Genomic DNA, 24,435 nt, shown 5'->3' on the forward strand with positions numbered 1-24,435 from the left:
CCGCCCCACCCCCCGCCCCGGGGCTCCCCCGGGGGGGGGTCCCCCCCCCCGCCGGCCCGGGCGGGGGCCCCCCCCGGCCCCCCGGGGGGGGGGGGGGGGCCCCGCCCCCCCGCCCCCCCCCCCCCCCGCCTGCTCGGCGGAGGAAGGGGGAGGGAGGGGGACCGGCTACTTCGCGGCGTGCTCCGCGGCAGCGAGGAGGACGCACGTCGCGACGCCGTCCATCGCGACGCGGACCTCCTCGATCGGGGGGAGGGTCGGGGCGAGGCGGAGGACCTTGTCCTCCGGGTCCTGGCCGTAGGGGAACGGGGCGCCCGCGGGCGTGAGCGCGATGCCGGCGGCCTTCGCGAGCTCGACGACGCGCGACGCGGTGCCCGGCACGACCTCGAGGCTGACGAAGTAGCCGCCCTTCGGCTCGGTCCACGACGCGACGCCCGTGCCGCCGAGACGGTCGGCGAGGATGCGCGTCACGGCGTCGAACTTGGGGGCGATGATGTCGCGGTGCTTGCGCATGTGGGTGCGCACGCCGTCGGCGTCGCCGAAGAACAGCGCGTGCCGGAGCTGGTTGACCTTGTCCGGGCCGATGGACTGGGCGGACAGGTGCTTCTTGTACCAGGCGACGTTCGCGGGGGACGACGCGAGGAACGCGACGCCGGCGCCCGCGAACGTGATCTTCGACGTCGAGGCGTAGAGGATCACACGGTCGGGGTGCCCGGCCTGCGCGGCGAGCCCGATCGCGTCGGCGCTCGTCACCTCGTCGTCGGTGAGGTGGTGCAGCGCGTACGCGTTGTCCCAGAGGATGCGGAAGTCGGGGGCGGCGGCGGGCACGGACACGAGCGCCCGCGCGACCTCCTCGGTGACGACCGAGCCGTCCGGGTTGGCGTACGTCGGCACGACCCACATGCCCTTGATCGTGGGGTCGTCGGCGACGAGCGCGGCGACGGCCGCGGCGTCGGGGCCGTCCGCCGTCATGGGGACGGTGACCATCTCGATGCCGAGCGCCTCGCACACCGAGAAGTGGCGGTCGTAGCCGGGCACGGGGCAGATCCAGCGGACCTTCTCTTCGCGGCCCCACGGACGCTCGGAGCCGGGGACGCCGAAGAGCGTCGCGTACGCGAGCGTGTCGTACATGAGGGTGAGGCTCGCGTTGCCGCCCGCGAGGAGCTGCTCGACCGGCACGCCGAGCAGCTCGGCGAAGATGCGCCGGAGCTGCCGCAGCCCGTCGAGGCCGCCGTAGTTGCGCACGTCCGTGCCGTCGGCGTCCGTGTGCACACCCTCGCCCGGGAGCGCGAGCAGGGCCTCGGAGAGGTCGAGCTGCTCGGCCGAGGGCTTGCCGCGCGTCAGGTCGAGCTTCAGCCCCAGCGCCTGCAGGTCGGCGTACGCGCGACGCAGGTCGTCGAGGGACGACGCGAGGGTGGTGGTACCGGGTGCGGTGGGCTCGGGCGTGGTCACCCTCCGGACTCTACCGACCCCGCGCCAGGTCCGTCAGGGCGTCCTCCAGGGCGGACAGCCCGGTCTCGAGATCCTCGGTCGTGATCGTGAGCGGGGGAGCGAGGCGGATGGTCGAGCCGTGCGTGTCCTTGGCGAGGACGCCGCGCGCGAGCAGCGCCTCGCACAGGTCGCGTCCTGTCCCCCGGGCGGGGTCGAGGTCGAGGCCCGCCCACAGGCCGAGGCCGCGGACGTCGTCGAGCAGGCCCGCGTCGACGAGCCCGGCGAGACGGTCCTGGAACCCGGCGCCGAGCTCGCGCGCCCGCCGCTGCGGCTCGCCCGTGCGCAGGAGCTCGACGACGGCGAGCCCGACCGCGCACGCGAGCGGGTTGCCGCCGAACGTGCTGCCGTGCGTCCCGGGCGTGAGCACCTCGAGCACGTCGCGCCGTCCGACGACGGCCGAGACCGGCACGATCCCGCCGCCGAGCGCCTTGCCGAGGGTCACGAGGTCGGGCCGCACGCCCCACGTCTCGGTCGCGAGCGTCGCACCGGCGCGCCCGAGGCCGGACTGGATCTCGTCGGCCACGAGGAGCACGTCCCGCGCGGTCGTGATCGCGCGCAGGCGCGGCCAGTAGTCGTCGGGCGGCACGACGACGCCGGACTCGCCCTGCACCGGCTCCAGGAGCACCGCGACGGTCGTGTCGTCGATCGCGGCGGCGACCGCGTCGGCGTCGCCGTAGGGCACGAGCCGGAACCCCGGCGTGTACGGGTCGAACCCGCGCCGGGCGTCGGGGTCGTCGGAGAACGACACGATCGTCGTCGTGCGGCCGTGGAAGTTCCCGGAGCCGACGACGACGGTCGCCTCGCCCGGGGGCACGCCCTTGGCGTCGTAGCCCCACTTGCGCGCCGTCTTGATCGCGGTCTCGACGGCCTCCGCGCCCGTGTTCATCGGGAGCACGAGGGAGTCTTCGCCGCCCGTGGTGAGCGGCCCGACGAGCGCGGCGAGCGCCTCGGCGAACGGGTGCAGGAGGTCGTGGTCGAACGCCCGCGACGTGAGGGTGACGCGGCCGAGCTGGCGTGTGGCGGCGTCGACGAGCGCGGGGTGCCGGTGCCCGAAGTTGAGCGCCGAGTACCCCGCGAGGAGGTCGAGGTAGCGGCGACCGGTCACGTCGGTGACCCACGACCCCTCGGCGCTCGCGACCGTCACGGGCAGCGGGTGGTAGTTGTGCGCGAGCGCGCCGCCGCCGCTGCCGTCACCCCGACGGCCGCCGTCGAGCCGGCCCTCGGCGTGGCTCCCGCCCGTGCCGCTGCCCGACGCGCGGAACTCCTGGGCGGTCACGACGCGCTCCCGGACGGCGCCGGGGCATGGACGGCGGGCTCGCGGACCTCGAGCGTGCAGCACTTCGCCCCGCCCCCGCCGCGCAGGAGCTCCGACGTGTCCACCGCGACCGTCTCGTAGCCGCGCTCGCGCAGCGCCCCGGCGAGCCGGTCCGCGCGCGGCGAGTGCACGACGTGCGTCCCGTCGCTCACGGCGTTGAGCCCGAGCACGGCGGCGTCCTCCTCGGTCGCGAGGAGCGCGTCGGGGTAGCGCTCGCGCAGAACCTCCTGGGCGGCGGGGGAGAACGCGGCGGGCAGGTAGACGACGTCGACGGGCGGCGGGCCGGTGAGCGCGGGGTGGGCGGCGTCGGCGGGGCGCGCGCCGTCCTCGGGCACGGGGGCGCCGGTGCTGCCCTCGTTGCCGCGCAGCACCGTGAGGGCCGTGTCGAGGTGGTAGAACCGCGGGTCCACGAGCTCGAGCGTCACGACCTCCCGGCCCCACAGGGCCGCGGCCTCGGCGTGCGCGGCGCGGTCGGTGCGGAAGCCGGTGCCGGCGAGCACGACGTCGCCCGCCACCAGAAGGTCGCCCTCGCCCTCGTTGACGTGCTCCGCGAGGTGGGTGACGTACCCGTGGTCGGCGAACCACTTGAGGTAGGCGGGGCCCTCGGGCCCCCGCTCGGGGTGGGTGAAGCGCGCGGAGTACACGAGACCGTCGACGACGGTCGCGCCGTTGGCCGCGTAGACCATGTCCGGGAGGCCGGGGACGGGGTCGATCGTCTCGACGGTGTGGCCGAGGTCGCGGAAGGTGTCGCGCAGGCGTTCCCACTGCGCGACGGCGAGCGCGGTGTCGACCGGCGTGCGCCGGTCCATCCAGGGGTTGATCTCGTAGCTGACGGTGAAGTACGTCGGCCGGCACATCAGGTAGTGCCGGGGCTGGCCTGGGCGCATCGCCGCCTCCTCGCGGGAGCCGGGCCGCCGGGGTGGTGCGGCCCGGGTGGGTGCCGGACGGGGGATGCGTCCGGTGCTGCTGGTGGGCTGCCGGTTGGCTGCTGGAAGTCAGCGTACGTCCGGGAGGTGTGCGCGTCCTGGGACGGCGCGCGAGCGACAAGGGTGTTGACAGCGATATTCTATCGATATATCGTTACCGTATCGCTGAGCTCGCCACGTGGCTCGCGACGACCGCGCGGCCGGACCGGCCCGCCACGCTCCGCGGATCACCCGGAGCCCTCGATCACACGCACAGGAGACACCACTCATGCACCACGCACACCAGCACCGGGGCACGACCCCGGAGAACGTCCAGAACATGTCCCAGCCGTTCGGCGAGCGACCCGGGCCGCGCCCGGACCGCCGTCGTCGTGACGGCTTCCCGCCCGTGCCCGACGACGCGGCGTGGTTCCGCGGCGACGGCCCCCGTGGCCGCGGCGGAGCCCGCCGCGGTGGCGGGCGCGGGTTCGGCGGACCGGCCGACGGCGGCCGAGGCTTCGGCCCCGGCGGCCCGGCTGACGAGCGTCGCGGGTTCGGCCCCGGTCCGGGAGGCCCCGGGTTCGGCCCGGGCGGTCCCGGCTTCGGGCCGGGTCACGGCGGTCGCCGGCACGGGGGCCGCGGTCGCGGCCCCGGGCGCGCGGGCCGCGGCGACGTCCGTGCCGCCGTCCTGCTGCTCCTCGCCGAGCAGCCCATGCACGGGTACCAGGTCATCCAGGAGATCGCGGAGCGCAGCGAGGGCCAGTGGCGCCCGAGCCCGGGCGCGGTCTACCCGGCGCTGAACCTGCTCCAGGACGAGGGGCTCGTCGAGCTCTCGGCCGACGGCGGGCGCCGTCTCGCGACGCTCACCGAGGCGGGCGCCGCGTACGTCGCGGAGCACGCCAGTGAGCTGGGCGACCCGTTCGCCGACGCCGCCGGTCGCGGCGGCCGCCCGCGGCGCGAGCTGCGCGCGGGCGTCGAGGCCGTGGCTGCGGCGGTCCACCAGGTCGCCCGCACCGGCACGGACGAGCAGACGACGGCCGCGGCGGAGCTCCTCGAGCGCACGCGCCGCGAGCTCTACCTGATCCTCGCGGGCCCGGCCGTGCCCGATGCCACGCCCGGCACAGCCCCGGGTGCCACGGCGACCGCTGCGGGCGAGCGTGCGCCGTCGGGCAGCCCGGTGGAGGACGCGCCGGTCGAGGACGGGCCGACGGCCTGACCTCCCCTACCGCGGACCCGGGGTCGCGCAGCACCGGCGCTGGTCGGTGCGGCGCGGCCCCGGTTCCGTCGCGTCCGCGGGGCGGCGGGCCGCCGGCGACCTACCGGCGGGCGCGCAGACGCGCGTCGAGGCGGCGCAGCGACACGTGCATCATGACGCGCAGCGCGGCCCCGACGAGGGGCGCGGTGACCTCGCGGGGGACAGGCCCGGCGAGGTAGGCCTCCTCCCACCACACGACCCGGCAGCGGCCCGTGCCGAGCGGTACGACCTCGAAGCCCGCGTCGCCGAGCAGCGCCGGACCCAGCTTGCGGATCCGCGTGCTGCCCGGGCGGCCCGCCGCCACGGACGGGCGGTCGAGCGACTCGACGACCATGCGGTCCGGGAAGCCGCGGCCCGTGCGGCGGACGAGCGGGCCGCTCACCATGGTGAACCGGTCGCCCACCTCGGGGCCCCGGCCCGCCGGGGTCGTCATCACCGTGAGGGGGATGAACCGCGGATGGGTCCGCGGGTCCGCGACCCACGCGAACGCGACGGACGCGTCGACGTCGAGCTCGCGCGCGACGGCGACGCGCCGCACGCCCCGGGTCGTCACTCGGCGTCGCGGGCGGGGGAGCGGTCGCGACGCCCCCGCCCCGGCAGCAGCCGACGACGGCGGCGCGGTCCCGCGTCCTCGGGGACGGGGACGAGCCGCGGCGACGCGTCCTGCACGGGCGACTCCACGACCTCGAGGAGCCGGCCGAACACCGACGGCGGCGGACCGAACGCGCGCCGCGACTGGGCGATCACGCCGTGCCCGAGCGCCCGCGCCCCCGCCACGCCCACGACGGCACCGACGCCGAACGGCACGAGCCGGCCGAGCGCGAGCCCGGACTGCTTCGCGAGCTGGGTGCGCAGGAACCGGTTGCCGAGCGCCTTGTTGACCTTGACGAGCGTCCCGGCGGGCATGCTCGTGAGGAGCACCTTGCCCCACGCGAGGCCGGACCCCTGGGTCGCGCGCTCGACGTCGCGCGCGCCCTTCTCGCCGAGCACCGTGGCGAGCAGGAGCGCCCGACGGCGGCCGACGTCGTCCACCGCGATGCCGTGCACGTCCGCCACGGCGAGCGCGAAGGCCGCCGAGGACGCGAAGAACGTCGCGACGTCGCTCGACGTCAGCGCGATCCCCACCCCCGTCCCGACCGCAGGGAAGGCGGCCGCCGCGCCGACGGCGCCGCCCGCCGTCTGGATGACGAGCAGGTACTCGCGCTCGAGGATCCGGACGATCTGCGCAGGGCTCGCCTCGGGGTTGCGACGGCGCACCGAGTCGACGTGCGCCCGGATGACGTGCGACGGGATGGTCACGGCCTTGTCGAGCGCGGCGTCGAGCAGCGGGGTCGGCCGGTAGGCGGACCACTCGACCGCGTCCTGCGTCGACAGGTCCCTGCGCCCGGGCTCCCGGGGCGGGGTCCCGTACTCGGGCGCGCCGCCGCGCGGCACGGGGCTTCTCGAGGGGTCCTGCTGGTGCGCCATGGCGCCTCCCGTCATCCCGTGGTCAGGCCTGGGTCTCGACCTCGCGGCCGGCACCCTCCGGCTGGAACAGGTACTCGACCTCGGCGCCGGCCTTGACCGTCCGTCCTACCGTGCACGCCTTGTCGATCGCTCGCGCGGCGACGGTGACGAGACGGTCGCGCGCGTCGTCGTCGAGCGACGTGAGGTCGATGTCGTACGTGCCCGTGATCTTCGGGTAGCGCTCCTCCTCGAGGAGCTTGTCGCCCTGGACGTGGATCGTCACGGCGTAGTCGTCGCCGAGGCGGCGGGCGAACGTGCGGTCCGTGCTCATGCCCGCGCACGCGGCGAGGGCGATCTTCAGCAGCTCGCCGGGCGTGAACACCGCACCCTCGCTCGCCGGGCCGATCGAGACCTCGGCGCCGCGCGCCGACCGGCCCGTGTACGTGCGGGTGCCCGTGCGCTCGACCCACAGCGCGTCGGCCGGGGCGGGCGACGGCGCGGGGACGTCGTGCGCGGCCTCGTCGGCGGCGTCGAGGGAGCTGTCGGCAGGCTGCGTCGTCATGCGTGAATCCTCGCACTCGTCGGGTCGCGGCGTCGGGGCGTCCGCCCTCCGGGGAACGAACGGCGGGCGCGCGCGATTCCCGCGCGCGTGCCTGTCACACCGGGGACGGTCGTCCGGTCGTGAGAGTGGTGCGCGGCACCCGCCGCGCCGGAGAGAGGAGACATCATGAGAGTCGTCGTCGTCGGAGGCACCGGGCTGATCGGGAGCCAGGTCGTGCAGGACGTGCGCGACGCCGGGCACGAGGTGGTCGTCGCCGCGCCCAGCACCGGCGTGGACACGTTGTCCGGCGCGGGTGTCGACGAGGCGCTCGCGGGTGCGGACGTGGTCGTCGACGTGTCGAACTCGCCGTCGTTCGCGGACGACGACGTCCTGCGGTTCTTCGAGACGTCCACCCGCACGCTCCTCGACGCGGAGGCCCGCGCCGGGATCGGGCACCACGTCGTCCTGTCGATCGTCGGCACGGACCGGACCGACGCCGGCTACCTGCGGGCCAAGGTCGCCCAGGAGCGGCTCGTGCGTGCTTCCGGGCACGGGTGGTCGGTCGTGCGCGCGACGCAGTTCTTCGAGTTCGCGCGCTCCATCGCGGACGGCGCGACCGTCGGCGGCGTGGTGCACATCCCGCCCGTCGCGTTCCAGCCCGTCGCCTCGGCGGACGTCGCGCGCACCGTGGCCGACGTCGCGACGGGTGTGCCGCTCGCGGACGTCGTCGAGCTCGCGGGGCCGGAGCGGTTCCGCTTCGACGAGTTCGTCCGCGAGGCGCTCGCGGCGCAGGGCGACGACCGGGAGGTGGTCGCGGACCCGGAGGCGACCTACTTCGGGGCGCAGCTCGTCGAGGACGCGCTCGTGCCCCGGGGGGAGTCCCTGCGAGGTGCCACGACCTTCGCGCAGCACGCGGAGCGCGTCGCGTGACGTCGTCGTGCGGCAGGGCCGCGCGAGCCTGGTCCGCGTCGTAGCGTGGCGGCATGAGTCTCGGCCCACGAACGCCCGAGAGCCCCGTCGTCCGGGAGGACGAGGGGGCTCTCGACGCGTTCCTGAGCGTCCGGTCCCGGCTCTTCGGCATCGCCTACCGCATGCTCGGCAGCGCGACGGAGGCGGAGGACGTCGTGCAGGAGGCGTGGGTCCGCTGGCAGGGCACGGACCGGTCCGTGGTGCGGAACCCGGCGGCGTTCCTCACGACGACGGTGACGCGGCTCGCGATCAACGCCGCGACGTCCGCCCGTGCGCGCCGCGAGACGTACGTGGGTCCGTGGCTCCCCGAGCCCGTCGACACCTCGGACGACCCCGCCCTGGGCGCGGAGCGGGCCGAGGCGCTCGAGATCGCGACCCTCGTGCTGCTCGAACGGCTCGGGCCGGTCGAGCGCGCCGTCTACGTGCTCCGCGAGGCGTTCGACTACCCGTACCGGCGCGTCGCGGAGATCCTCGACCTGACGGAGGCGAACGCCCGGCAGCTCGCGCGTCGGGCGCGGGAGCGGCTCGGCGCGCGCCCGGCGGTCCCGGTCGACCCCGGAGAGCACCGTCGGCTGCTCGACGAGTTCGTGGCCGCCGCGCACGACGGCGACCTGGCCCGCTTCGAGCGGTACCTGGCCGACGACGTGGTCGCCCGCCCTGACGGCGGCGGGAAGGTGCACGCGTCGCGCGTCGAGCTCGTCGGACTCGCGCGGGTGTCGCTGTTCCTCGACAACGTGTGGCGCAAGTACTGGGCGGACGCCGTGGTGCACGTCGTCGAGGCGAACGGTCGCCCCGCGCTCCTCGTCGTCGTCGACGACGCGCCGTTCGCCCTGGTGTCGCTCGACGTGACGGCGCGCGGGATCGAGCACGTGTATCTCCAGGTGAACCCGGAGAAGCTCGGCGGCTACGCGGCCGCGGGCTGACGCGCGGCCGCGTACCGCCTCAGGCGACGCGAGCCGGCTCGTCGCCGTGCGTCGCCGCAGCCCGTGCCGCGGCGTCGGCGTGCCCGGCGGTGCTCGCCTCGGTGGAGCCGACGTCCGCCCGCGGCACGCCTGCGACGAACGCGGCGCGCGGACGCTGCACGGCGCTGAGCGAGACGACGTCGCGCCCGAAGATCGCCGCGGTCAGCCAGACCGCCAGGACCCGGACCTTCCGCTCCCAGGTGGGGATCGCGAGCACGTGGTACCCGCGGTGCGCGAGCCAGGCGAGCGCGCCGCGCACGACGAGCCCGCGGTACTCGAACAGGCCCGTCCCGATCCCGAGCGTCGCCACGATACCGAGGCTGCCGTGCCGGTAGGGGTGGGTCCGGCGCCCACGTCGGACGGCGACCAGGTTGCGCGCGAGGCGTCGCCCCTGCCGCACGGCGTGCTGCGCGTTGGGCACGGTGAGCGCACCCGGTCGGGCGGTCGAGAGATCCGGCACGGCTGCCCCGTCTCCCGCGGCCCAGGCGTCCGGGACGAACTCGTCGCCGGTGCCGACCCGGAGGTCCGCTCGCGTGACGACGTACCCCCGAGCATCCACGGGCAGGTCGGTGTGCGTCGCGACGACGGGGTTCGCGGCGTTCCCCGCCGTCCACACGAGGAGGCCCGAGGCGAACTCCTCCCCGGTCGAGAGCCGGACGACGCCGCCCTCGGCCGACTCGAGCCCGGCGCCCAGGTGGACGTGCGCCCCGCGGGCCTCGAGCCGGCCGACCACCCAGCGGCCGGGGCGGTCGGTGACCTCGGGCAGGATCCGTGGGCTCCGCTCGACGAGGTGGAACTGCACCTCGGGCGCCGCGATCTCGGGGTAGAGGTGCAGGAGGTCGTGCGCGAGCGACAGGAGCTCGGCGAAGCCCTCGACCCCGGAGAACCCGCCGCCGACGAACGTCACGGTGAGCAGGCGCTCGCGCTCCGGACCCCGCGGCAGGCTCGCGGCACGGTCGAACGACGTGAGCAGGCGGTCTCGGACGGCGACGGCCTCCTCGACGTGCTTGAGGCCGATCGCGTGCTCTGCGACGCCCGGGACGGGGAAGACTCGCGTCACCGCGCCTGCGGTGACGACCACGGTGCCGTACGGCAGCCGGTACGCCGGACCGGACCGGGGCTGCACGACGACCGCGCGGTCCGCGTGGTCGATGCGCGTGACCGTGCCGTCGACGAGGCGCGTCCGGCGCAGGTGGCGTCGGTGCGAGACCGCTGCGTGGCGTGCCTCGACCGAGCCCGCGACCACCTCGGGCAGGAACGGCTGATAGGTCATGTACGGGCGGGGGTCGACCAGGACGAGCTCGACCTCGCCGCGCCGCAGCTCGCGCCGCAGGTCCTTCTCGAGCTCCCGGGCCACGGTGAACCCGGCGTAGCCCCCGCCGACGACGACGATCCGTTCCATCACGAGCCTCCTGGTGCTTGTGGGCGCCTCTCCGACGTCCCTACCCCTCCGACCGATCCGGACGTCGTCGCGTGACATGACGTGCGTCACGCCGGCCGCGAGGCCGCGAGGTCGCGGACCGTCGACGTGGGGACCGGCCGGCCGCGGTGTTTGACCCACCCCGTGGCGACGACCGACACTGGCGACCGTGGCCCCCGACGCACCCTCCTCGACCCTTGCCGTGGCGACCGAGGGCGAGCGTGCGCCGTCGGGCAGCGCGCCCGGGCCCGTGCCCACCCCGTACGAGGACCTCCTGCGCGACGTCCTCGCGCACGGCACGCCCAAGGGCGACCGCACGGGGACCGGCACGCGCAGCGTGTTCGGCCGCCAGCTCCGGTTCGACCTCGCGCAGGGCTTCCCGCTCGTCACGACCAAGCGCGTGCACCTCAAGTCCGTCGCGTACGAGCTGCTGTGGTTCCTGCGCGGCGACTCGAACGTGCGCTGGCTGCAGGAGCGCGGCGTGCGCATCTGGGACGAGTGGGCCGACGCCGACGGCGAGCTCGGACCCGTCTACGGCGTGCAGTGGCGCTCGTGGCCGACGCCGGACGGCCGCCACGTCGACCAGGTCGCGCAGGTGATCGAGCAGATCAAGGCGAACCCCGACTCGCGGCGGCACATCGTCTCCGCGTGGAACGTCGGGGAGATCGAGAACATGGCGCTGCCGCCGTGCCACGCGTTCTTCCAGTTCTACGTGGCCGACGGGAAGCTGTCGTGCCAGCTCTACCAGCGCTCGGCAGACCTGTTCCTCGGCGTGCCGTTCAACATCGCGTCGTACGCGCTGCTCGTCCACATGGTCGCCGCGCAGACCGGCCTCGAGGTCGGCGACTTCGTCTGGACCGGCGGCGACGTGCACATCTACGACAACCACGTCGAGCAGGTGCGCGAGCAGCTCACGCGCGACCCGTACCCGTACCCGACCCTGCGCCTCGCGCCCCGCGACTCGATCGACGCCTACGAGTACGAGGACATCGAGGTCGTCGGGTACCAGCACCACCCGACGATCAAGGCGCCGATCGCGGTCTGATGCTGGGACTGATCTGGGCCCAGGCGCGCGACGCCGCCGGGCGGCCCGTCATCGGCGCGGGCGGCACCATGCCGTGGCACCTGCCCGAGGACCTCGCGCACTTCCGACGCGTCACGTCGGGCCACCCCGTGGTCATGGGCCGCCGCACGTGGGACTCGCTCCCGCCGCGGTTCCGGCCCCTGCCGGGGCGCCTCAACGTCGTCGTCACGCGCCAGGAGGCATGGGTGCCCGACGGCGGCCGCCCCGCCGGCGAGGGCGGCGCGCCCGTGCGCGTGGCCGGGTCGGTCGACGCGGCGCTCGCGGACGCTCGCGCCGCGGCCCGCGCGAGCGGCTCCGACGAGGTGTGGGTCATGGGCGGCGCCCAGCTCTACGCCGCGACCGTCGCCGACGCGGACCGGTGCGTGGTCACCGAGATCGACACCGTGGTCGAGGGTGACACGTACGCGCCCGAGATCCCCGCGGGCAGCGTGCGAGACGTCGGGGAGTGGCAGGTCTCGCAGACGGGCACGCGGTACCGCGTCGTCGTCGTGTCTCGCTGATCAGACCCGCGCGACCGCAGCGTGCGGGTCAGAGCAGGCCGGTCGGTTCGATGGGGTCGAGGCGCGGCGGCGGGACGGGGTGGGGCTCCTCGAGCGTCTCGACGTCGGCGTCCTGCGGGGCGGTGAGCCGCGCGACCGCCGCGTCCAGGTTGGCGGTGATCGCCGTGACCAGGCCGTCGGCGTCCCGCTGCTCGAGGCGGGTCACGATCTCCTCGTGGGACGCCGCCGAGTCGGCACGCACGGCGTACTCGTCGCTCACGGTGAAGCTGGCGACGCGCACCTCGACGATGAGGGTGGTCATCCACCGCAGGAGCCACGGGTTCCCTCCCGCCGCGACGAGCGCCCAGTGCAGGTTGAGGTCGGCGTCGCCGATGCGGCGAGGGTCCTGGGAGGCTCCGGCCGTGACGAGCGCGTCGTACGCGGTGCGGACGGACGCGACGTCGGTCTCGGAGGCGCGGGCGACGGCGAGCCGCGCCGCGGCGGTCTCGACGCTGGTGCGCGCGGCGTAGAGCGCGGGGATGCGGTCGCGCCCGATGGTCACGACGCTCAGGCCGCGTCCCGGCGTCGCGGTGAGCAGGCCCTCCTGGACCAGCCGCTGGGCCGCCTCGCGGAAGGGGCCGCGGCTCACGCCGAGCTGCCCGGCGATCTCGACCTCGCGGATGGGTGAGCCGACGCGCAGCGCGCCGGAGTAGATCGCGTCGCGCAGCTCGCGCGCGATGAGGTCGACCGTCGAGGGTCGGGTCACCGGCGAGAGGAACGGTGCGGTGAGCGGTGCGCGCGAGGCCGGGCTCATCGGCTCTCTCCCTCCGAGGTCGTGGTCGTGCGGTCGATCGAGGTCACGATCGGGTATCACATCATCCCCTGTCGGCGACGCTCGATCGGACGAACGCGCACGTGGGCATCGATTGTAGACAATCAGACGCTCTGACCGTTCGATTGTCGAACGGTCGACAGAAGGCTAACGTGGTCGACCGTCCAACCAGCCATGACCGTCACGCCCCGGCGTCGACGGGCACGAAGGGAACCATGACTTCCACGCGAACCACCGCGCACCGGCGCCGCGCCCTGCTGGGTGCCGGCACCGTCGTCCTCCTCGCCGCCACCGCGGCCTGCACGAGCGTCGACGGGGGTGGCGCCGGCGAGCCCGGGACCGCGTCCGCGGACGGCGGCGCGCTGGAGGCGCTCCAGGACCGCGGCACCATCACCGTCGGCTTCGCCGGGGAGGCCCCCTACAGCTACGAGGAGGGTGGGGAGCTCACCGGGGCGACCGTCGCGCTCCACCGCGCGATCTTCGCCGAGCTGGGGATCGAGACGGTCGAGGGTGTGAACACCGAGTTCGGCTCCCTCATCCCGGGGCTCACCGCGAACCGGTTCGACGCCGTCAGCGCCGGGATGTCGATCCTCCCGGACCGTTGCGCGCAAGCCGCCTTCAGCGAGCCGGAGTTCATGTACACCACCGCGTTCATGACGCCCGCGGGGAACCCTGACGGCCTGACGGACATGCAGTCCGCCGCCGACGCGGGTGTCCGGCTGGCAACGATGACGGGTGCCATCGAGGGCGACTACGCCCGAGAGCTCGGCATCGAGAACCTCGAGGTCGGCTCGCCGCAGGACGGCCTCGACGCCGTCGTCGCCGGGCGCGCGGACGCCTTCGCCCTCACCGGCATCTCGCTCAACCACCTCGCGGACAGCTCCGACGCCCCGGTCGAGGTCACCGAGTCGTTCGTCGCCGAGATCGACGGCGTCCCCCAGATCGGTGCCGGCGGGACGGTCTTCCGCACGAGCGACACCGCGCTGCTCGAGGCGTACAACGAGAAGCTCGCCGAGATCGTCGCCGACGAGGACCGCTATCTGGAGATCGTGGGGGAGTTCGGCTTCACCGCGTCCGAGCGTCCCGTGGAGGGCCTCACCACGGAGAAGCTCTGCGCCGGCGACCTCGACGCCCTCGCCACCGAGCTCGCCCCGGAGCTCGGCGCGGACTCCTGAGGGACGCCGGGTGTCCGACAACCTCAGCACGCTGCTCGACGCGCTGCCGCGGCTCGGCGAGGGCGTGCTGGTCACCCTCCAGCTCACGCTGGGCGGTGCCGCGCTCGCTCTCGTCCTGGCGCTGCTGCTCGGTCTCGGCTCGCGTGCGCACCGCCTGTGGGTCCGTGGCCCGTCACGCGTCGTCGTGGAGTTCTTCCGCGGCACGTCGCTCGTCGTCCAGCTCTTCTGGCTCTTCTACGTCCTGCCAGTCTTCGGCTTCCGCATGGAGTCCCTCGCGTGCGGCATCCTCGCGCTCGGGCTCAACTACGGCGCGTACGGCGCCGAGGTGGTCCGCGGGTCGATCAACGCCGTGCCGCGCGGGCAGTGGGAGGCGGCGGTCGCGCTCGACCTCGGTCCCGTGCACCGGCTGCGCCGCGTGATCCTGCCTCAGGCGTGGGCGCTCATGATCCCGCTGCTGACCAACCTGCTGATCCAGCTCCTCAAGGGGTCTGCCCTCGCCACCTACATCCTGCTGCACGACGTCAACTACTTCATCGAGCAGCTCCGCCGCAGCACGCAGGACACGTTCTTCTCCTACTCCGTGGGTCTGCTCGTCTACTTCGCGCTCGCCTACGCGCTGACGCTCGGCATGAACGCCCTCGAGGTCCGGGCGAAGCACCGGCTCGGCCGCGGACCGTCTCTTCGTGAGGTGCTCCGTCTCGCACCGGTCCCCGCCACGGCGAGGGGAGGTGCCGCATGAGCGACGTCTGGAGCTGGGAGCGCGCCGCCCAGGCGCTCCCGCCGATCCTGGAGGGCTTTCGCGTCACGCTGCTCGCGACGGTCGTCGGCACGGCGATCGCCGCGGTGCTCGGCCTCGTCGTCGCGCTCGTGCGACGCTCGCCGTCGCGGTGGGTCAGCGCCCCGGTGGGCCTCGTCGTGGAGTTCGTCCGGTCGACGCCGCTGCTCGTGCAGCTCGTGTTCGTCTACCTCATGCTGCCGGGCGTCCCGGCGCTGGTGGTCGGCTGCGCGGTGCTCGGCGTGCACTACGCGACCTACATGTCGGAGGTCTACCGGGCGGGGATCGACGCCGTCCCCCGCGGCCAGTGGGAGGCCGCGAAGGCGCTCGACCTGCCTCGGTCGCGCGTGTGGCGCGCGGTCGTGCTGCCGCAGGCGATCCGCAAGACGCTGCCGGGGCTGGGGAACTACGCCGTCTCCATGTTCAAGGAGACCCCGTTCCTCTTCGCGATCAGCGTCGTGGAGATGTTCACTGCCGCGCAGCAGTTCGGGGCCCGCACGTTCGTCTACACCGAGGCGCTCACGATGGTCGGCCTGCTCTTCCTCCTGGCGAGCTACCCGACATCGCTCCTCGTCCGCAGATTGGAGAATCGCCTTGCCTGAGACCACTGCCCCCGAGGGTGCCCGCGCGCCGGTACCTGCGACGTCCCCCGCTCGGACGGTCTCCGGCGACCCCGACGTGGTTCCCATGATCGAGTTCCGGGGCGTCGTCAAGAGCTTCGGCGACAACACCGTGCTCGACGGGCTCGACTTCCGCGTCGCGCGCGGCGACCGGGTCACGCTCATCGGACCCTCCGGGTCCGGGAAGACGACGATCCTGCGGCTCCTCATGACCCTCGAGGAGGCGGACGGCGGGATCATCCTCGTCGACGGCGACCCGTACACGCACGAGATGCGGAACGGGAAGCGGGTCGCGATCCCCGAGAAGCGTCGGAGGCCGATCCGCCGCCGCGTCGGGATGGTCTTCCAGCAGTTCAATCTCTTTCCGAACATGTCCGTGCTGGAGAACATCATCGAGGCGCCGATGCACGTGCTCGGCCTCACCCGAGCGCAGGCGACGGTCCGTGCGGAGGAGCTGCTCGAGCAGGTCGGGCTCGCGGACAAGCGCGACGCCCGCTGCACGCAGCTGTCCGGCGGCCAGCAGCAGCGTGTCGCGATCGCGCGCGCGCTGGCGATGGACCCGGAGATCCTGCTCCTCGACGAGGTGACGTCCGCCCTCGACCCCGAGATCGTCGCCGACGTGCTCGGCGTCCTGCGCGAGGTCGCGGAGACGACGGACATCACGATGCTCATCGTCACGCACGAGATGCAGTTCGCGCGCGAGGTCTCGCACCGGGTGCTCATGTTCGACCACGGTCGCATCGTCGAGGAGGCCGACCCCGAGACGATGTTCACCTCGCCGCGGCACGAGCGCACCCAGGAGTTCCTCCGCGCCGTCCTCGGGGCCTGAGCAGTCGGCGACCCGGCTCAGGCAGGCTCGCCGACGCGCCCGAGCGCGTCGAGCACGAGGTCCCAGAACCGGGCGTGGTCGAGGGTGACCGCGACCTGTGTGCGGCACTCCTCGGGGCCGGGCTCGTCGCCGCGCAGGTCGGCGACGGTCATGCCGGTCGTCAGGCCGCCGTGCAGCTCGACGTCCAGCGGGGCGCGGCGCGTCGTCATGACCGACGGGTCGACGACGTACGCGACCGCGCACGGGTCGTGCACGGGCGGGGAGGGGAAACCCTGGGCGGTGCGGTACGTCGTGCCGTAGAAGTCGAGCAGCTCGCCGACGAACCGGGCCGGGGCGGTGCCGAGCGCGGCGATGCCGTCGCGCACGTCCGCCGTCGCGACGGCCTGGTGCGTGAGGTCGAGACCGACCATCGTCACCGGCCACGCCTCGGTGAGCACGACGCGCGCCGCCTCCGGGTCCGCGAGGACGTTGAACTCCGCGACGGGCGTCCGGTTGCCCACGTGGTACCCGCCGCCCACGAGGACGACCTCGCGGACGCGCGGCACGATCCGCGGCTCCTTGCGCGCCGCCATCGCGACGTTCGTCAGCGGGCCCGTCGGCACGAGCGTGATCTCGCCCGGCTCGGCCGCCAGGACCGTCTCGATGATGAGGTCCACCGCGTGCCGGTCGTCGACGGCGCGCCGCGGGGCGGGCAGCACCGGCCCGTCCATGCCCGAGTCGCCGTGGATGTCCGGCGCGACGATCCGGGGCCGGACGAGCGGACGGTCGCACCCGGCGGCGACCGGGACGTCGATCCCGGCGAGCTCCGCGACGGCGAGCGCGTTCCGGGTCACCTTCTCGAGCGTCTGGTTCCCGGCGACCGTCGTCACCGCGACCAGGTCGACGGCGGGGCTCCCGTGCGCGAGGAGCATCGCGATCGCGTCGTCGTGGCCGGGGTCGCAGTCGAGGACGATCCGGCGGGGCGGGGTCGTCCGGGAGTCAGGGGTCGGCGGGACGGGCTGGGCCGGGACGTGAGCGGACATCGACCCATCCTCGCGCGTCCCCGGGGCCGGGGCGGCCGCCGGGGCGCTTCGCCTCCGGGCGCCCGTGACGGCTAGGCTGTGCTGCGGCCCTGACCCGGGGCCACGCGCCTGTAGCTCAGGGGATAGAGCACCGCTCTCCTAAAGCGGGTGTCGCCAGTTCGAATCTGGCCAGGCGCACCGAGTAAAACCGCAGGTCACGGGCACTTTCTGTTGACACCCTGGCTCTGGTGGCTCCCCGGGCGGGGGAGGAAACTGCGAAAAACTGCGACGCTCTGACCTGTACTTATACAAACTTGTTACTTCTGAGGCTCCCCCAAACCTCCCCCGGGGAGAGCCGGGTGCGCGTGTCAAACACCCACCAGCCGGGCACCGCACAAGGGGTCGGGGGAGGTGCGGGGGAGCGGTCTGCGGACCTGTCACGGCCTGGCGGGGGGTCTGCGCGGGATGGTGCGGAACACGTCCTCCACTCGCAGCCACACCACCAGCTCGTGCTGGTTGTACGGGGGAGTCAGAGCCTTCACCACCACCATCACATGGGTGGCGGTCCACCTGATCGCCCTGGCAGGCAACAGCTCCTCGTGCGTCTCCCACAAGAGTCTGGCGATCACCGGCAGGTCGCCCGACGGGCGCACAGGTGCCCTACCGGGCGACTCGTAGTTCAAGGGCCTGCGCTGCGACCAAGGCCGGTCCTCCAGCTGGCCCGGGCGAGGTGCGGACGCCGTCAACCCCGCCCGCTCCTCCCGCTTGCGGCGGATCAACCGCCGCGCGTCGTCTTGCTCACCCACCCCACGAGCCTACGCCACCACTCGAACACACGTTCGATCAGATGCGCTGCTGCGCCTTTCGGCAAGCACGGCACCTTCGCCGCCCGTCTGACGCGAACACCACCGTGTTGGCGGCGTCGTAAGCGTGCCCGGCAGGGCAGTGAGTCTTCGACCTCTGATGGTCTGCGCCGTCACCCTTGTCGGTCGTCCCTGTCCGGTACCACCGGTTGTAGTGCATCCGGCACCACCCGCGCCCCGTCGCAGCCCGGTCACACCCGTCCACCTGACACACGGAAACACGCGACTCACGGGCGGCAGCGGTCGCGGTGAAGTGTTCGCGCAACCGTTCGACAGTCACCGGGTCCAGCGCCCAGACGGTCCCGGTGCGGCCGTAGTTCTCTCTCAACCACCGGCGCACCGCAGACCCAGACACGCCCAGCTCTCGCGCCAGGCTGGAAGGTGTCACCGTGTGCTCGTCTGCCACACCGACGACGGTACTGCTGGCGGCGCGAACCGTACGAACCGTCCGCCAGGCGGGTGTTCGCGCGGAAGTTCACCCGATGCGGTTCTGGTGGGCGGACCTCTTGCCCATACGATGAGCGCTGAATTCTAGGCAGGATTGGCAACGACGCCCTCGCTCGCTCTCTGGCGACGCGGAGGCGGCGTTGAGAACCCGAACCTGACGGTCTGAGCGTTGGTGCACGTCGACACAAGCGGGTATGTCTCTCGCGCCTTCGGGGTATCGCCGCATGACCGCAAGTACGGTCAACGATGGAGACACACGCAGAGGGGGCTTGATGGTCCAGTTTCTAACCTTCGCGCCGGGGCGCGCTGCTGTGGAAGAGGTTTCCGAACCTACGATCACCCTGTCTGCTACCTATTGGGACGACTGGTTCCAGTTCCAGACTGAGTATATCGTCAGTTACGTAGCGCCAAATGCGGCACCGCGAGACATCGGTACGACTAAGATCGGTCAGCGAGGGCTCGTCGGCAGTGAGACAGCATTCTCGGACGACCGCGGGACGATCTACCGTTCACCGTCTCTCCCCGAACGCTTTACCGAACTCGATCCGGGAGAGTTCTTCTCGTTGGCACAAGACGAGGAGTTCTACAAAAACCTCGCAAGAATCGGCGGGGCGCCCCTGCGGGATCAAGTGCTCCAGGCTCTGCGAGACGTGGCATATGACCTCACCCTCCTGGCCGACGCTGAGGGCGAGCCGGTGCTCCAGAAGTCGCTGCTCAGGGCGGTCCCAATCACGACTGTCAAAGAAAAGTTCGCGGATCTGGCGCACGGACGCGAGTCGATTCCCCGCGCGTACCGGTTCAGGTTTCGCCCATCGGACGATAACCCAGAAGAAGTGCTGAGTTTCCAGGTCACCCCGAACTCAACGCCTCCCACAAACGTCCACGTCGTCATTGGGCGTAATGGTGTTGGGAAGACGACGGCTCTGATGAACCTGGTCCTCGCAATGCATGAAAGGTCCAGGACGGCAGACCCCGGCCCCGCAGCCCAGTTGGCCAACCTCGTGACCGTGTCGTTTAGCGCCTTTGACAAATTCGTCCACCCGAAGGAAGAGCAGTCAAAGGTTACGGTGCACGAATTGACATACCGCTACATCGGCCTCCGTGAACCGAAGGAGGGCGAGACGCTTGAAGCGCTTGATTCTCCAGGTGGGGTATCGGATGACTCTCTTCCTGAGACGGAAACCCGCCTAAAGGACCGCGAGCGGCTAGCAAAGGATCTGGCAGATTCACTTCGCGTCTGTCTCAGGGGAGCACGTCTACACAGATTGCGTCGCGCGCTGAAGATGCTCGAGGGCGACCCCATATTCTTTGAGGCATCGATTGGTGAGATTATTGGTGTCGCGGAGCCAGGGGGTGAGCACGCTCTCGACCATGACGGTATCGAATATGAGGAAATTATAGCGAATGCGCAGCACATCTTCCTCAAGCGGCTGAGCTCCGGCCATGCGATCGCGCTTTTGACAATGGTTCAGCTTGTTGAATCGGTCCATGAGCGGACCTTGGTTGTAGTTGACGAGCCTGAGGCGCATCTTCATCCCCCGCTGCTCTCTTCGTTTATCCGCGCGATCAGTGACCTGCTTGTCACGCAGAACGGAATGGCGGTGATCTCCACCCACTCGCCCGTTGTGCTGCAGGAGGTTCCGCGCTCATGCGTTTCTATCATGCGTCGAAGCGGGAGAGTGCTGAAGGTCGACCGCCCTGCTCGGGAGACATTTGGTGAGAATGTAGGGACTCTGACTGATGAGGTCTTCGGCCTGGAGGTTGAAGCGACTGGGTTTCACACCTTGTTGCGCGAGACAGCGATGCGGTCGGAAACATATGAGGAAGCGTTGTCGCTACTTGGGGGCCAATTAGGCATTGAGGGACGCGGAATCCTGCGTGCGATCATGCTGAACAAGACTCCTCGCCGCGATGTGGCCCGCTAATCCGCCCAGGCCGACTGCGACCGAACTTGCCACGCTCGCGGTCAGCACGACGGTGAAACAGGATCTGGTGGCAAAGGTATGGCGCGCCTTGCCCTCCCTGGAGGAGAATAGCGCACATTTTCAAGGGTTGGTCCACGGTGGCTCAGCAGAACGATGTCTAAGTGCCAACTATTCAACAGGCGAGGTTACGGGCAAGGATCTGCAATGGTTGTATAGGAATCATGTCGCCGACTCGACGGACGGGGCTGCGCGTGATCTCTACCACGAGATCAAGATTCGAGGGCCGATCGACGGAGTCTGTCCGTACTGTAATCACAGGGATGTGGGCACTGTCGATCACTTCGTGCCAAAGAGCAAGATTCCGGCTCTGTCCATCGAACCTTGGAACCTCGTGCCCGCTTGCATGGCGTGCAACAAGACTATGTTGGATGCCTTCTCACCCGAGCCTGGCGAGCAGTATCTGCACCCCTACTCCCGGCCTTTCCCAATCAGCCCGGAGATGCGTTGGCTTCGTGCCGAGGTCGTGCCCGGGCCTCCCACTGTGGTTCGGTTCAGGGCTGAGCCAGAGGGGTCTTGTGATCCGCTCTTGGCCCAGAGGATCGTTTACGAGTTCGACGGGCTTCGCCTCGCTGAGCTCTACTCGAAGCTGTCGATCAAGAAATTGAACGCGGCCCGAAGTCGTTTTATTCGCGACTCCTTCACGGCTGACACTATCCGGGAGCATCTCCAGGAACTTGCCAGAACGGCTGAAGGCGCAGGGGCCAACGAGTGGGAGGCGGTTCTCTACTACACGCTTTTGGCCAGCGATTGGTATGTCAATGGGGGTTACCTGCAAGAGGATGCTGGGTAGCCCAATCACTATCGGCGAAATAGTGTGCCGCTTACACGGGCCCCGGGTCTACGTTGTCTTGACTCAAGCGCTGGTATGTTTGCCTTTTGTTCCGAACATGTGGGAGGTGGCGATGAAACTGCTCGAAGCACCTGTTCTGTCAGCAACCCGCACGAGGCAGTTGCGTGTGCTGGAGTTCTTGTACGACGCCCCAGGCCGTTCGTCCTCCCAGGAGACTCCGATCGAGCCTCTGAACGGCGAGCTTGGTGCCGAGCAGGTCCAGGACGCGTTGCAGGCTCTGGTGGATACAGGGCTTGTCGCGTCGTGGGCGAGCATCGCAGGGCTCAACGGCGGCATCCTCCTCCCGGCTGGTGAAGACCTGGTCGAACGGGTGCGCCGGGTGCGCTCGTCGACGGTAGAGCGCAACAAGGCTGTTCGGAACGCTCTGCTGCACTGGATCTACGACCAGGGGCTTGGTGCTCACCCGACCCTGGATCGCTTCCTGGACTCTGAGCACAACCAGTTCCACGGACAGCCATTCAGCAAGAGCGAACTGCACCAGGCGTCCAGGTGGCTTAGAGAGAACGGGCACATCGACGGGCAGGGGTCCTGGGGTGGGGGCATCCCGCGCCCAAGCATCACAGCGAAGGGGGCCCAGGTGGTCGAGAGTGGTAGTGACGTGAACAGCCCGAACGCCGCACCCGTGCAGCAGACGTTCAACACCCAGTTCAACGGGCCGGTGTCGAACGCCGCTGTCGGTAGCAACAACGTCAACCAGACAGCCACGACTGTCGACCCGCAGGCGGTCGCAGCCGCGACCAAGGCGTTGGACCTCGTGCGTGAGACCCTCGAAGCGCTCGTCCAGGCGGGTGCAGACCGGGCGGCTCTCACCGACGCACTCGACCAGGCGCGCAGCACCGACCCTGCGAAGGAACCAGGACTGTTCCGAGCCGTCCTGGCGAAGATCAAGACCACCATCGTCGCCGGTGCCGGGGGAGCGTTGGGTGGGGTCGTCGTCGAGCAGATCGAACGAGCGCTGGAACTGCTGCCCGGGTAGGGCTACGCACCAGGCCGTGGTGATTCTGCGTCCTGCATGTCTTCGGCGGGCAGAGACTCGCCACCGCACCCGCCGCAAGGCCCCCGGGGCTAACGGTTTCGGGCAGCGCTGACCCCTAGTGCGGTTGAGATGGTGATGGCGTCTGCGACGAGGCCAAGACCTGTCGTGATCAGATCGATCATCCTGCGCCTCCCTTCGCTCTTCAGCATGCGGATCACGGTTGCGATGCTGAGAGCGACGGCGGCAGACACAGCGAGTCCTGCGCACATCGCGGGGGTCAGACTCTCCCAGAACGGAAGTCTGCGTCCGGTTGCCCGGCCTGCCGTCATCCTAGTCGCAGCTTGGGTGGGAGCCCACCAGCCGAATGCCGGTGGGCTCCCGTGGCTCAGGCCCCGAGGGTGAGGTCGTCCGGGTCCGGGTAGTCGCCCCGGTCGAACTGGTCGATCTCCACGAGGTCATCGATCCCAGCGCCGAGGAGGGCTGCGATGGCGAGGTGGATCGTGTGCCTGAGCCGGGTGTTGCGCCAGTTCAGCAGCGACAGGGCGAGAGTGGCGCGCGCCTCCAGCTCGTCAGGGCTGGGCTCGGGGAAGTCGCTCTTTACAGGGTGTGCGATCATCGGTGTACACCTTCCTGGGTGTTGGCGGCCCGTGCCCCTGTCTCGTTTCTTGGCCGATTCGTACAAGGGTGGCGGGCCGTCGTGCTGTCCGGGTCCAGCAGGTGCTGGCCGGTGTTTCGAACGTACAGCACGAGGGTCCGGGTTTTTCCAGCCTGTGGGTCGTACCCGTGTTCGAGTGCTGTTGTGGCAATGACGCTAGAGCCCGGCGGTGACCTGCGCAAACGACCCTGTGCACGACCTGGTGGACACAGGGTCGTCTGCCTGTGGACGCAGCCTCCTGACCTGTGGAGACGGTGTGTACACAGGTGTGGACAACTCTCAGAGTTTTCCTGTGGACAGCCACTGGCGCGTCTGTGACCTGGGTTGATGCCTTCCTCAGGGTTGTGGAAGAAAAACAGTCTGGCGACACGCCGTACAGGCCAGGGCCATCCCTGTGGACAGCCCTCCCCGTGTGCTTCCGAGGTGAGACCGGACGACCGTGGTTTCGTCTCATCACACCGGCATGTGATGCTGGTCGGTTGGTCGGCTCTCAAGGGCTACGGTGCGATCGTGGAACCAGACGAAGCCGACCTCGCCGAGTACTTCGCCCAACCGCCCCTCGCCCGCGTGGTCGACCACCTTGCGCACGCGTTCCTCGACGTCCGCGACCTACCGCAGTTCGCGTGCGACAGCTCGTGGCTTGCCCAGTCCACCCTGACGAACCCCGCGTTCTTCGGGTGCAGGTCAGCGTTCTACGTCTCAGCCAGGAGCATCACAGAGTTCTTCGTGAAGATGCCCCCACGGGACTACACCGCACGCGACTTCCTCCCCGCGTGGCAACCGTCCGGGGAGCTGACTGAACGGCTCGAGAGCGTCTGGGTGGCAACGTCGAAGCACGTCGTGCACCTCAGCAGGCAAAGAACGGACCCGCCCGGCGAGGGAGTCGCGCCCTGGGACACCACCCTCGAAGGGTTGAGCGCCATTGGGAGGGACTGCTGGGCGGTCCTGGACGAGTTCACGGGCGCCTACACGCAGTCTGGTGGTGAGTACGCCGACCAGTTCACCCAGATGCGCGAGGGGGTCGCCCCAACCCCTGTGGGTGCGTACGCGTCCTGGGAGCGTGAGAAGCGTGAGAGGTTCCGTCGCGCCGTGGTTGCCATCAGCACTCCGACAGGCGTGCACGGCCATGAGTGAGCGGGCGCTTGAGGTAGGGCAAGAGTGATGCGCCGATTCACGACAGCCCGGGCGCCCGCCGAACGCCCGAGACCGCCGCCAACCATGTTGAACCGTCACGGGTTTCGTGCCGTCTTCATGCTGGCTGCGGCTCCGGGTGGAGGGCAGTGGTTGCAGCGTAGTGGGCTGCTTCGGCCTCGGCCGGGGTGAGCATCGCGAGGGTGGAGTGCAGTCGGCGGTGGTTCCACCAGTCGACCCAGGCCATGGTCGCCATCTCGACGTCGTTCAGGTTCTTCAGCGGTCCGGTCGCCAAGGGGCCGGGTCTGATGCACTCGTTCTTGAACAGCCCGATGATGGGACTGCTGCAGGAACGGTTGACACTCCATCTGCGGGTCGAGGTCCTGCTGGAAGGATGTCGTTGTGCCTAAGAAGTTCCCGCCTGAGTTCAAG

At 71.1% G+C, this 24,435-nt stretch carries 25 protein-coding genes and 1 tRNA gene; 14 read left to right on the forward strand and 12 right to left on the reverse strand.

Translation table 11 applies throughout. The features are described from left to right. Window positions 1–165: 165 nt before the first annotated feature. Genes ABIE39_RS18440 through ddaH form a run of 3 tightly spaced genes read right to left on the reverse strand, consistent with a single transcriptional unit; the run spans window position 166 to window position 3,690 of the window. Window positions 166–1,449, reverse strand: coding sequence for an aspartate aminotransferase type Ic (locus ABIE39_RS18440; protein WP_354052972.1), 1,284 nt, complete (start codon window positions 1,447–1,449; stop codon window positions 166–168). 10 nt (window positions 1,450–1,459) lie between these two features. Continuing rightward, window positions 1,460–2,764: an ornithine--oxo-acid transaminase gene (rocD, locus tag ABIE39_RS18445; protein ID WP_209829453.1), complete on the reverse strand. Its 1,305-nt coding sequence runs from the start codon at window positions 2,762–2,764 to the stop codon at window positions 1,460–1,462. Then, window positions 2,761–3,690: a dimethylargininase gene (ddaH, locus tag ABIE39_RS18450; protein ID WP_209829454.1), complete on the reverse strand. Its 930-nt coding sequence runs from the start codon at window positions 3,688–3,690 to the stop codon at window positions 2,761–2,763. The genes rocD and ddaH overlap by 4 nt, the downstream gene beginning before the upstream one ends. A gap of 307 nt (window positions 3,691–3,997) precedes the next feature. Between ddaH and ABIE39_RS18455 the strand changes: the two genes are divergently transcribed. After that, entirely contained in the window at window positions 3,998–4,924 is a 927-nt protein-coding gene (locus tag ABIE39_RS18455; RefSeq protein ID WP_354052974.1) for a PadR family transcriptional regulator, read from the forward strand. 100 nt (window positions 4,925–5,024) lie between these two features. Here the strand turns inward: ABIE39_RS18455 and ABIE39_RS18460 are convergent, their stop codons facing one another. Genes ABIE39_RS18460 through ABIE39_RS18470 form a run of 3 tightly spaced genes read right to left on the reverse strand, consistent with a single transcriptional unit; the run spans window position 5,025 to window position 6,971 of the window. Continuing rightward, window positions 5,025–5,501, reverse strand: a complete 477-nt coding sequence (locus tag ABIE39_RS18460; protein ID WP_354052975.1) for an SRPBCC family protein — start codon at window positions 5,499–5,501, stop codon at window positions 5,025–5,027. 11 nt (window positions 5,502–5,512) lie between these two features. Next, on the reverse strand, window positions 5,513–6,430 hold the full coding sequence (locus ABIE39_RS18465; protein WP_255437212.1) for a hypothetical protein: 918 nt from the start codon (window positions 6,428–6,430) through the stop codon (window positions 5,513–5,515). A 22-nt stretch (window positions 6,431–6,452) separates the two neighbouring features. After that, entirely contained in the window at window positions 6,453–6,971 is a 519-nt protein-coding gene (locus tag ABIE39_RS18470) for an OsmC family protein (protein ID WP_354052977.1), read from the reverse strand. Window positions 6,972–7,136: 165 nt separating this feature from the next. Here ABIE39_RS18470 and ABIE39_RS18475 point away from each other — a divergent pair, with 165 nt between their 5' ends. Together ABIE39_RS18475 and ABIE39_RS18480 are read left to right on the forward strand one after the other, a co-directional pair. After that, complete coding sequence (locus tag ABIE39_RS18475) at window positions 7,137–7,880, forward strand: SDR family oxidoreductase (RefSeq protein ID WP_085387411.1); 744 nt, start codon at window positions 7,137–7,139, stop codon at window positions 7,878–7,880. A 53-nt stretch (window positions 7,881–7,933) separates the two neighbouring features. Continuing rightward, complete coding sequence (locus ABIE39_RS18480; protein ID WP_175008963.1) at window positions 7,934–8,842, forward strand: RNA polymerase sigma-70 factor; 909 nt, start codon at window positions 7,934–7,936, stop codon at window positions 8,840–8,842. Between the two features lie 19 nt (window positions 8,843–8,861). Here ABIE39_RS18480 and ABIE39_RS18485 read toward each other — a convergent pair whose 3' ends face one another. Then, entirely contained in the window at window positions 8,862–10,283 is a 1,422-nt protein-coding gene (locus tag ABIE39_RS18485; RefSeq protein ID WP_354052980.1) for an NAD(P)/FAD-dependent oxidoreductase, read from the reverse strand. Between the two features lie 268 nt (window positions 10,284–10,551). Here ABIE39_RS18485 and ABIE39_RS18490 point away from each other — a divergent pair, with 268 nt between their 5' ends. Continuing rightward, complete coding sequence (locus tag ABIE39_RS18490) at window positions 10,552–11,346, forward strand: thymidylate synthase (RefSeq protein WP_085388668.1); 795 nt, start codon at window positions 10,552–10,554, stop codon at window positions 11,344–11,346. After that, a complete protein-coding gene (locus ABIE39_RS18495) occupies window positions 11,346–11,885 on the forward strand; it encodes a dihydrofolate reductase (protein WP_186381263.1) in 540 nt (179 codons plus the stop codon). The genes ABIE39_RS18490 and ABIE39_RS18495 overlap by 1 nt, the downstream gene beginning before the upstream one ends. A gap of 28 nt (window positions 11,886–11,913) precedes the next feature. Here ABIE39_RS18495 and ABIE39_RS18500 read toward each other — a convergent pair whose 3' ends face one another. Continuing rightward, window positions 11,914–12,678, reverse strand: coding sequence for a GntR family transcriptional regulator (locus ABIE39_RS18500; RefSeq protein WP_051028107.1), 765 nt, complete (start codon window positions 12,676–12,678; stop codon window positions 11,914–11,916). A 233-nt stretch (window positions 12,679–12,911) separates the two neighbouring features. On the opposite strand from ABIE39_RS18500, the gene ABIE39_RS18505 reads away from it, so the two are divergent. The 4 genes from ABIE39_RS18505 to ehuA all read left to right on the forward strand — a co-directional run bounded on the left by ABIE39_RS18505 (window position 12,912) and on the right by ehuA (window position 16,095). Beyond that, window positions 12,912–13,871 (forward strand): transporter substrate-binding domain-containing protein, encoded by a 960-nt coding sequence (locus ABIE39_RS18505; protein ID WP_175008961.1) that lies wholly within the window; start codon window positions 12,912–12,914, stop codon window positions 13,869–13,871. A gap of 10 nt (window positions 13,872–13,881) precedes the next feature. Next, window positions 13,882–14,610 carry an ectoine/hydroxyectoine ABC transporter permease subunit EhuC gene (gene ehuC, locus ABIE39_RS18510; protein ID WP_175008960.1) on the forward strand — a complete coding sequence of 243 codons (729 nt, stop codon included), beginning with the start codon at window positions 13,882–13,884 and terminating at the stop codon, window positions 14,608–14,610. Then, a complete protein-coding gene (gene ehuD, locus ABIE39_RS18515) occupies window positions 14,607–15,248 on the forward strand; it encodes an ectoine/hydroxyectoine ABC transporter permease subunit EhuD (RefSeq protein WP_251176970.1) in 642 nt (213 codons plus the stop codon). Before ehuC ends, ehuD begins: the two co-directional genes overlap by 4 nt. Before the next feature lie 85 nt (window positions 15,249–15,333). Next, window positions 15,334–16,095: an ectoine/hydroxyectoine ABC transporter ATP-binding protein EhuA gene (ehuA, locus tag ABIE39_RS18520; RefSeq protein ID WP_175008958.1), complete on the forward strand. Its 762-nt coding sequence runs from the start codon at window positions 15,334–15,336 to the stop codon at window positions 16,093–16,095. 17 nt (window positions 16,096–16,112) lie between these two features. Here the strand turns inward: ehuA and uriH are convergent, their stop codons facing one another. Further along, the gene (uriH, locus tag ABIE39_RS18525; RefSeq protein ID WP_354052983.1) at window positions 16,113–17,117 is read right to left on the reverse strand and encodes a uridine-preferring nucleoside hydrolase UriH; all 1,005 of its coding nucleotides are present in this window, start codon (window positions 17,115–17,117) and stop codon (window positions 16,113–16,115) included. A 104-nt stretch (window positions 17,118–17,221) separates the two neighbouring features. Between uriH and ABIE39_RS18530 the strand changes: the two genes are divergently transcribed. Continuing rightward, a tRNA-Arg gene (locus ABIE39_RS18530) sits at window positions 17,222–17,294 on the forward strand. Window positions 17,295–17,533: 239 nt separating this feature from the next. Here the strand turns inward: ABIE39_RS18530 and ABIE39_RS18535 are convergent. Beyond that, window positions 17,534–17,902, reverse strand: coding sequence for a hypothetical protein (locus tag ABIE39_RS18535; protein ID WP_354052985.1), 369 nt, complete (start codon window positions 17,900–17,902; stop codon window positions 17,534–17,536). Window positions 17,903–18,678: 776 nt separating this feature from the next. Here ABIE39_RS18535 and ABIE39_RS18540 point away from each other — a divergent pair. The 3 genes from ABIE39_RS18540 (at window position 18,679) to ABIE39_RS18550 (ending at window position 22,217) form a co-directional block, all read left to right on the forward strand. Further along, window positions 18,679–20,331, forward strand: a complete 1,653-nt coding sequence (locus ABIE39_RS18540; RefSeq protein WP_354052987.1) for an AAA family ATPase — start codon at window positions 18,679–18,681, stop codon at window positions 20,329–20,331. 52 nt (window positions 20,332–20,383) lie between these two features. After that, the gene (locus ABIE39_RS18545; RefSeq protein ID WP_354052989.1) at window positions 20,384–21,181 is read left to right on the forward strand and encodes an HNH endonuclease; all 798 of its coding nucleotides are present in this window, start codon (window positions 20,384–20,386) and stop codon (window positions 21,179–21,181) included. 112 nt (window positions 21,182–21,293) lie between these two features. Beyond that, window positions 21,294–22,217 (forward strand): hypothetical protein, encoded by a 924-nt coding sequence (locus tag ABIE39_RS18550; protein ID WP_354052991.1) that lies wholly within the window; start codon window positions 21,294–21,296, stop codon window positions 22,215–22,217. A gap of 385 nt (window positions 22,218–22,602) precedes the next feature. Here the strand turns inward: ABIE39_RS18550 and ABIE39_RS18555 are convergent, their stop codons facing one another. Next, entirely contained in the window at window positions 22,603–22,833 is a 231-nt protein-coding gene (locus tag ABIE39_RS18555) for a hypothetical protein (protein WP_354052992.1), read from the reverse strand. Between the two features lie 549 nt (window positions 22,834–23,382). Between ABIE39_RS18555 and ABIE39_RS18560 the strand changes: the two genes are divergently transcribed. Beyond that, window positions 23,383–24,006, forward strand: coding sequence for a hypothetical protein (locus tag ABIE39_RS18560; RefSeq protein ID WP_354052994.1), 624 nt, complete (start codon window positions 23,383–23,385; stop codon window positions 24,004–24,006). A gap of 115 nt (window positions 24,007–24,121) precedes the next feature. Here the strand turns inward: ABIE39_RS18560 and ABIE39_RS18565 are convergent, their stop codons facing one another. Further along, entirely contained in the window at window positions 24,122–24,340 is a 219-nt protein-coding gene (locus ABIE39_RS18565) for an integrase core domain-containing protein (RefSeq protein ID WP_354053000.1), read from the reverse strand. Between the last annotated feature and the right edge of the window lie 95 nt (window positions 24,341–24,435).

It is taken from the genome of Cellulosimicrobium sp. 4261 (assembly GCF_040546915.1).
Taxonomy (GTDB): Bacteria; Actinomycetota; Actinomycetes; order Actinomycetales; family Cellulomonadaceae; genus Cellulosimicrobium; species Cellulosimicrobium cinnabarinum.

What these genes read in the sequence shown, in the direction of transcription:
- ABIE39_RS18495 (WP_186381263.1), top strand. Translation starts at nt 11,346, where the DNA reads ATGCTGGGACTGATCTGGGCCCAGGCGCGCGACGCCGCCGGGCGGCCC.
- ABIE39_RS18505 (WP_175008961.1), top strand. Translation starts at nt 12,912, where the DNA reads ATGACTTCCACGCGAACCACCGCGCACCGGCGCCGCGCCCTGCTGGGT.
- ABIE39_RS18465 (WP_255437212.1), bottom strand. Translation starts at nt 6,430, where the DNA reads ATGGCGCACCAGCAGGACCCCTCGAGAAGCCCCGTGCCGCGCGGCGGC.
- ABIE39_RS18475 (WP_085387411.1), top strand. Translation starts at nt 7,137, where the DNA reads ATGAGAGTCGTCGTCGTCGGAGGCACCGGGCTGATCGGGAGCCAGGTC.
- ABIE39_RS18485 (WP_354052980.1), bottom strand. Translation starts at nt 10,283, where the DNA reads ATGGAACGGATCGTCGTCGTCGGCGGGGGCTACGCCGGGTTCACCGTG.
- uriH (WP_354052983.1), bottom strand. Translation starts at nt 17,117, where the DNA reads ATGTCCGCTCACGTCCCGGCCCAGCCCGTCCCGCCGACCCCTGACTCC.
- ddaH (WP_209829454.1), bottom strand. Translation starts at nt 3,690, where the DNA reads ATGCGCCCAGGCCAGCCCCGGCACTACCTGATGTGCCGGCCGACGTAC.
- ABIE39_RS18500 (WP_051028107.1), bottom strand. Translation starts at nt 12,678, where the DNA reads ATGAGCCCGGCCTCGCGCGCACCGCTCACCGCACCGTTCCTCTCGCCG.
- ABIE39_RS18470 (WP_354052977.1), bottom strand. Translation starts at nt 6,971, where the DNA reads ATGACGACGCAGCCTGCCGACAGCTCCCTCGACGCCGCCGACGAGGCC.
- ABIE39_RS18480 (WP_175008963.1), top strand. Translation starts at nt 7,934, where the DNA reads ATGAGTCTCGGCCCACGAACGCCCGAGAGCCCCGTCGTCCGGGAGGAC.
- ABIE39_RS18555 (WP_354052992.1), bottom strand. Translation starts at nt 22,833, where the DNA reads ATGATCGCACACCCTGTAAAGAGCGACTTCCCCGAGCCCAGCCCTGAC.
- ABIE39_RS18550 (WP_354052991.1), top strand. Translation starts at nt 21,294, where the DNA reads ATGAAACTGCTCGAAGCACCTGTTCTGTCAGCAACCCGCACGAGGCAG.
- ehuA (WP_175008958.1), top strand. Translation starts at nt 15,334, where the DNA reads ATGATCGAGTTCCGGGGCGTCGTCAAGAGCTTCGGCGACAACACCGTG.
- ABIE39_RS18540 (WP_354052987.1), top strand. Translation starts at nt 18,679, where the DNA reads ATGGTCCAGTTTCTAACCTTCGCGCCGGGGCGCGCTGCTGTGGAAGAG.
- ABIE39_RS18455 (WP_354052974.1), top strand. Translation starts at nt 3,998, where the DNA reads ATGCACCACGCACACCAGCACCGGGGCACGACCCCGGAGAACGTCCAG.
- ehuD (WP_251176970.1), top strand. Translation starts at nt 14,607, where the DNA reads ATGAGCGACGTCTGGAGCTGGGAGCGCGCCGCCCAGGCGCTCCCGCCG.